Consider the following 6,570-nt stretch of genomic DNA (forward strand, 5'->3'; position numbering starts at 1 on the left):
GGGCTTCGTCTTCGTAAAGATTTCGTACAGCGGTTATTGCCTCATTGGCTTCAGTTACCTTTGCGCTTTCTTCTGTGGTTCCTTCTGTGGTTCCTACTGTAGCATTTTCTTCAGAGGTTTTCGTTTTTTCTTCTGTTTTACTTGTTGTTTTTTCTAGCTCTGAAGTAAGTGATTCTTTTAGTCCAGCATTTGCTTCTTGAGTTGATGCTGCTTTTTTCTCTCCAAGAATTGTTTCAGCATAAGATAGTACTGGACTAGACACTGTTGAAAATAAAATCAGTCCTGCTGTTGAAGCTGAAACAACCTTTCTCACATAATTTTTCCCTTTCTTTTTTTTCTTCATAGTTTCCATTATTTGAACCTCCTAATAATTTACAAATTCTTTTGTCAATATGGAAAAAGAATTTATGCCCGCATTTTAAAGAAAAAAGAGGAAAAAGTTTTATGATAAATTTTCATTTTTTACAAATCAATGATAATCACAACCATTAATTATTCGTCTTTATTCACTATGGATTTTTTTCTTACTATGGATTTTTTTCTTACTATAAATAATTATCTTGTTAATGACTTTTAACCAAATTCATTTGCAGCAAACAAAAAAGATAAAAAAATACATTTCTATAGACGGATGAAATAGTTTTAGCAATAAAAATGTCTTTCGATCGATTAATCTATCTCAGAACGATCAGTAGTTTCTTGCTATCTAGCAATGAAAAAATGAAGACCACTAGGAGAAATGGAAATTTGTAAATAAAAATTCTTCATTCAACAGAAGACAATAAGTTCAATTAAACAAAACGGATGCTAGCTAGCATAAACCAGCAAAAAATAGAGAGATTTCTACAAATCATTAAGAAATGAGAGAACAATAACAATTGATAGTAGAAAAAGCTATTTACTTGTACATATGGTTAAATATTTCTAACGCCACAATGATCTACAATTATTTTTCTTTTGACGATAAAAAATTTTTACTGAATATAATTATTCTTCCTTTTTCCTTTCACACTGTATACTAGAAAATAAAAAATGATTATTTTTATCTTTCATTCTAAAAAAATAATTAATATAAAATACATCACTGGCTAGATAAAATTTCTTATGTATTTTGAATGGGGGATTTTATATGCAGTTTATAATGGAAACCTCTGCCTTAAGGCAGTTAACGATTTTAAAGAAAATTTTGCGTTCAACTGAACCGATTTCACTTATACAACTAGCGGAAGAAAATGATGTCGTAATTACGACAATCAAAAATGATCTGTCTGTTTTAAAAGAGATTACCGAAAGTAAATGGGATTTTACAATAAAAGATAGAAAAGTTTATTTGAAAAAACCATTAAATGAAGATTATGATACAGTTTATAAAAAATATTTAACTGAAGGATTTCTATATAAATTTTTAGCAATCACCTTTCGTACAAACAAACCAAGCTCTGTGATTATTTGTCAACAGCTCTATATTAGTCATTCACATTTTTATAAAAAAATAACTAAATTACAAAACATGCTTCCTGATGGAATCACGATTGATTTAAACTCCTTATCCTTAGTTGGAGATGAATTAAAAATAAGATGTTTGTATTATTCTCTAATTAAATTTTCTGGTAATCCTGAAGATTTTAGCATTCACAGTGAAGATTTGAACAATGAATTAAAATGGTTAAAAAAAATTGAACACACCTTTGACGTAAATTTTTCTTTCTATTTAGAAAAATTGTATGCCATTTGGTTGACAATCTGTACTCGACGATATAGACAAAGTCCGATCAAACTAACGAATTTTTCTCTTTCAATGATTAACCCAGTTCAACAGTTCATCCGTCAAGAATTAAAAACATCTGCAAAAGAACATTGTCTTCTCAGTGAAGATGAATTATTAGCCAGAACATTAATTTGGTATATTTATCCTTTCCCGTATTATACAAATAACCAATTAGCAGAAGCTGCTCTTATCAAATACAAAGATCAATTAAAAAATAGTTATTCTTTCACATGTTCGTTATTAAATATTCAAGATATAGATACTGACAAAAAAGAACTTATGCTCTATATTATCGATACATTATATATTTTACCTATTGCAGAAGTTCTTATTACTATTCAAGGAGAGAAATATGAATTTCCTCCTGCACCTCCTTTTTTACCTTTAGAATTAGTGATGGAAAAAATAACTGAAGTTAATATACAACTGACATATGGTCTATCACCTTATCAGATCGAAATTTTAGCAAAGATTATTATGCATCGTTTGTGCTGTTCTTTAACTGAATCCGCAATCAATCCGATTATTGTTAATATTCATAGTAAATTTGGTCTAACCATTGAAAAAGATATTGGCAAATTGATTCGCTCAAAATATAAAGAATTTGTGCAGATACAACATTCACATATGATCGCTACATTTAAGCCGGATATTATTATCTCTGATTATCCAGAAATTAAAAATTTTTATAAAAAAAACGTAAAAAAAACATTTACTTTTTTAGCTTGGGAAAGTCCTAACACTTCTAAAAACTGGCAGGAGTTAGATGTAGCCATTACTCATTTGATTTGCCAACAAGTATGATCTTTATCAGTTTTAATTAATAAGTAAAAATCACTATTCCCTTCACCTTATGAATCACTTTTTAGCAAATTAAATGATTGAATAAAAAATAGAATCCAGAAAGGCTGACAGTTCTGGATTCTACGATTCATTCTATTCTCTTATTTTATCTTCCATTTAGAACAACCGATTGATGTAATCAACAAAATCAGTTAATAACATATATTTCTTTGTCGCATCTTTCATCAACCGTATATCATCTACGATATAAACATAGTCCGTATTTAAGGAAGATTCATCCAATGGGTCTTCAAATAATGACATTAGTTTATTCGCCATTAAGGTTTCCGTTTTTAACCCTAAAATAGATTTATAAATAAATTTCTTATTGTTTATTTTTGTCCCAGTGTTTTGATTATAAAAATCAATCATCAAACAAAACAATTGCACATAAACTTCTTGTTTGATTGCATGATCTATTTCTAAGTGTTCAGCGCATAATTTTTTGATAGTCTCGTAATTTATATTTGAACTTTTATACACAAAGTGATACAAATCTAAATAATTTTTCCATGTAATCAAAAAATAGTCCGTATAAGTTAAAATAAATTCAATAAAAAATTCTAATGAGACAGTCATTTTTTTTAATTCACGTTGATTGTCAATCATATCTAGTAATAATGGATACAGGTTTTCTACTTTTTTCTTTACTGCCGATTTCTTTATAAAGTTTCTTCGAAAGTCTTCTGCTTCTTGCTTTGTGGCAAAACTTAACGCTAAGCTAGCCAATCCAAGATATAACCCCATTACTTCTTTTTTAGTAATTTTTTGCATACCAAAACTTTTTAGTACCGATTCTCCAATGACGAAAAATTCTTCTTCGATATGGAATGGAAAATTCTCACTCATTTTTTCATCAGTTATGACGATACTTTTTTTATTTAAAAGGTATTTAAAATTCAAACATGTGACAATCCAGTGACTAAATAAAGTGACAGTAGCATAATCCGTAAGAATACCATATTCTGCAAAAATAATGTGTACTTGGCGATTTAACGCGCTCTCACTTGGAGAAAAGGTTAATTGTTCATAGGAACGATTGGATAAGGAAAGAAATTCATAAAATAAATTTTTTATTAGTTGTTCTGGACCATTTAAATAGATCCCATTTTTTATTGAAATGAAGATATTATAAGGCATTAATTGGTCATTAAATTTTTTTATGACCTTGTATAAATGAGAAGTACTAATATAAAGATGTTGTGCCAACGATTCTACCGTGTATACTTTGGGTTTCATAAATAAAACTTCTAATATTTTGTAGCCATTATCATTAATCGAATAGAAATGAATGATTTGTTCCACAACCAATTCATTTTTTTTTAAAAAAACCTCATTATTTTTTATTTCAATAGATACTTTTGATTTCAGTTCATCATTAATCTCCTTGATTAAATGCCTAATTGATACTTGACTTATACTTAATTGCCCTTGTAACTGAGTTAAAGTAATGTTTTCCCATGCTCCTTTAAAAAGAATGGCTCTAAAAAGAGCTAATTTATTTTCATTTTTTTTTTCTAGCAAAAAAAACATAGCCATCTCCCCCTCTCTTTCATTTTAACAAAGAACTATTTTTTATACTATTTAAGTGCGTCACCATAACCTTCTTAAATGATAATGAATAAGAGTAGTAAGCAAGTTTTTTCCCATAAGAACACATTCCTTTTTTTCCGTTACAAATATAGGAATGTAAAGTTAACTATAAACCATAGAAAAAGCTAGCCAAACTTGATTGTTTGGCTAGCTTTTCTTTTTACTTATATAGTTAACTTTACTTACTTACTTTAAAAAGAAGACAAACTCGATCTCCTTCACGTTTATAAAAACGAGATAAATATTTAAAAGATTTGATTTCACCCTGAAATTTTAAGATTTCATTTTCAGAAAGTCCTTTGATACATACAGTGTAAGGGATTTCTGAGAGTTTTTTTTTCTTCATAATACTTAAAATTTGTCGTTCTCTTTCAATTACTTTCACTGCTATTCCTCCAATGAACATACTTCTTTTAATCAGAGTTTTTTTTATTACTTGTTTTTAACTTCGACTAATTGTCTATCTAATTCTACACCATCACTGTCATAGCCAATAATGTAAACTTGATCTGAAGTATTTTTGATTTTATCCACTGCATAATAACGGAATGGGCTGCTTTTAACGGTGGCTTTCGCATAAAGTTTCCCACCGACTTCAAGACGAAGATGGTTAATCTCTCCTGTGTATTCACCATGTAAGTAATTATCTCCACCATTAATTACATATGGGTCTACAGTGATACTACCTTGGTTGACTGTTTCTAATGTTACTTTTTCTTTTGCTAACTCTTTTCCATTCGCATCATAAGCAATCATGTAGACTTGATCATTTTTATTAGTAATTTTATCTACGGCATAATATTGGTATGGGCTACCTTTAGCTGTTGATTTCGCATGCAATTGACCATTGACTTCTAAACGGAAGTGATCAACCAGCCCTTTATAGGTTCCTCTTATATATTTATCCGCTCCACCAATCGTGTATTTCTGTGTGGTTAATGTGATTGGTTGTGTTTCTTTGATTGTTACTTTTTCTTTCGCTAATTCAATACCATTGGCATCATAAGCGATAATGTTTACGTTATCAGATGCTTTTGTAATTTTATCTACCGCATAATATTGGAAAGTATTGCCTGTAACGGTTGATTTTGCATATAGTTTGCCATTGACTTCTAAGCGCAAGTGATCCACGCTTCCAGTATAAGTTCCGCGAACATAACGATCTGTTCCACCTAAAATATAGGCTAATGGTGTCACTGTACCAGTCACTGTTTGCTCTAATGTCACCGTTTGTCGTGTCACTTCTTGGTCATTTTCATTATAAGCAATTAATGTAACTTGATCATTGACATTTTTGATTTTATCCACTGCGTAGTATTGGAATGGACTTCCTTTTACGCCAGCTTTCGCATAAAGAGTACCGTTAACTTCTAATCTTAGATAACTGATATTACCAGTATAAGTTCCACGAATATAGCGATCACTGCCACCAAGAACAAACTTATTCACAGATAACGTCGTCGTAATTTCATTGATCACTACAGATTGTTCAGTAATGATATTTCCTAATCGATCATAAGCAACTAATTCGACTTTATCTGTCGCACTATTAATTTTATCTGATGCAAAGTATTGGAAGGTATTCCCTTTAATCGTTGATTTTGCATATAATTGATCATTCACGCGTAAGCGAATATGATCAATTTCACCTGAAACCGTTCCGCGAATGTAACGATCTGTTCCATTTAATACATATGGTTGAACAGTTAATTCACCTTGAGCAGCAATAATATTAACTTGTTGACGCGCTATTTCTTTGTCTGCAGGATTATAAGCTACAATATAGACTTGGTCATTTGCTTTTTTAACTTTATCTAAAGCATAATAAGCATAATCTGAATCTTTGACGGTTGATTTCGCATAAAGGGTACCATTTACCTCTAATCTTAGATATTCTACGTTTCCTGTAACTGTTCCACGAACGTAGTTATCTGTTCCCCCAAGACGGTAATCTTGAGCAGTTACCGTTCCTATGAATGAATCTAATTTTTCTTGTGCTTGTTCAATTTTAGCTAATAATTGTTGTTTCAAGGAAGATTCAGGTAACACATTGACTTTTTCTCGTGCAGCATCAATTTGCTCTTGGGTATTTGTGTCTTTTGGTTCTTCACCTTCAAAGAGATTATTGACTGCTGTAATAGCTGCATGTTCTTTTAATTTTTCTTGTGCATATTCAATTTTAGCTAATAATTGTTGTTTCAAGCTTGAATCAAGTAACGCATTGACTTTTTCTTTGGCTTCATTGATTTGCTCTTGGGTATTGCTTTCTTTTGGTTCTTCACCCTCAAAAAGATTATTAACTGCTGTATTAGCTGTTGTATAAGCAACCGTTTGGTCAACTAATAATCCATCTTGGACCAAATAAG

The 6,570-nt window shown here is 30.3% G+C and carries 5 protein-coding genes; 1 reads left to right on the forward strand and 4 read right to left on the reverse strand.

The window, feature by feature from the left end; translation table 11 throughout:
- Positions 1-352: hypothetical protein (locus EVI01_RS13000; RefSeq protein WP_146811726.1), on the reverse strand; the 352-nt coding region annotated here is incomplete at its 3' end.
- A gap of 777 nt (positions 353-1,129) precedes the next feature.
- On the opposite strand from EVI01_RS13000, the gene EVI01_RS13005 reads away from it, so the two are divergent.
- Positions 1,130-2,572: a helix-turn-helix domain-containing protein gene (locus tag EVI01_RS13005; protein ID WP_010750454.1), complete on the forward strand. Its 1,443-nt coding sequence runs from the start codon at positions 1,130-1,132 to the stop codon at positions 2,570-2,572.
- Between the two features lie 156 nt (positions 2,573-2,728).
- Here EVI01_RS13005 and EVI01_RS13010 read toward each other — a convergent pair whose 3' ends face one another.
- The 3 genes from EVI01_RS13010 to EVI01_RS13790 form a co-directional block, all read right to left on the reverse strand.
- Positions 2,729-4,144, reverse strand: coding sequence for a helix-turn-helix domain-containing protein (locus EVI01_RS13010; RefSeq protein ID WP_186808781.1), 1,416 nt, complete (start codon positions 4,142-4,144; stop codon positions 2,729-2,731).
- A gap of 238 nt (positions 4,145-4,382) precedes the next feature.
- Positions 4,383-4,589 carry a hypothetical protein gene (locus tag EVI01_RS13015; protein ID WP_010750452.1) on the reverse strand — a complete coding sequence of 69 codons (207 nt, stop codon included), beginning with the start codon at positions 4,587-4,589 and terminating at the stop codon, positions 4,383-4,385.
- A gap of 47 nt (positions 4,590-4,636) precedes the next feature.
- On the reverse strand, positions 4,637-6,570 hold a 1,934-nt coding region (locus tag EVI01_RS13790; RefSeq protein ID WP_222593955.1), incomplete at its 5' end, for an immunoglobulin-like domain-containing protein.

This window comes from Enterococcus villorum, assembly GCF_007990225.1.
Classification (GTDB): Bacteria; Bacillota; Bacilli; order Lactobacillales; family Enterococcaceae; genus Enterococcus_B; species Enterococcus_B villorum.

Excerpts from the sequence above, each read along its gene's own strand:
- EVI01_RS13010 (WP_186808781.1), bottom strand. The coding sequence starts at position 4,144 with ATGTTTTTTTTGCTAGAAAAAAAAAATGAAAATAAATTAGCTCTTTTT.
- EVI01_RS13005 (WP_010750454.1), top strand. The coding sequence starts at position 1,130 with ATGCAGTTTATAATGGAAACCTCTGCCTTAAGGCAGTTAACGATTTTA.